The organism is Streptomyces sp. NRRL S-495 (assembly GCF_000966955.1).
In the GTDB taxonomy this organism is placed as follows: Bacteria; Actinomycetota; Actinomycetes; order Streptomycetales; family Streptomycetaceae; genus Kitasatospora; species Kitasatospora purpeofusca.
Window position 1 is genome coordinate 1 of record NZ_JZWY01000355.1, and the last position, 283, is coordinate 283.

Sequence of the window (283 nt, forward strand, 5' to 3'; positions counted from 1 at the left end):
GGAGCCGGGCGCCGGCCAGCATCGCCAGCGCCCCGCCGAGGCTGTGGCCGGTGAGCCAGACGCTCTGGTCCTGGGTGCGGAGCTCGGTGACGGCCTTCCGCACGTCCGGGAAGACCGACTCCAGGGCCTCGCCGAAGCCGTAGTGCAGGTAGCCGGTCCTGGCCGGCCCCGGCCAGGGCGGGGTGGAGGCGTCCGAGAGCCAGTCGCGGATCTGCTGCGGCTCGGTGCCCCGGAAGGCCGTCACGATCATGTGGTCACCGGCCATGGTGAAGGCCTGGGTGTC

Annotated in this window: 1 protein-coding gene; it reads right to left on the bottom strand. The window is 73.5% G+C overall.

Features of this window, described 5'->3' with window-relative positions; translation table 11 throughout:
- Positions 1 to 283, bottom strand: a 283-nt coding sequence (locus VR45_RS18710) for a lipase family protein (protein ID WP_045940936.1), incomplete at both ends; no start/stop codon positions are given.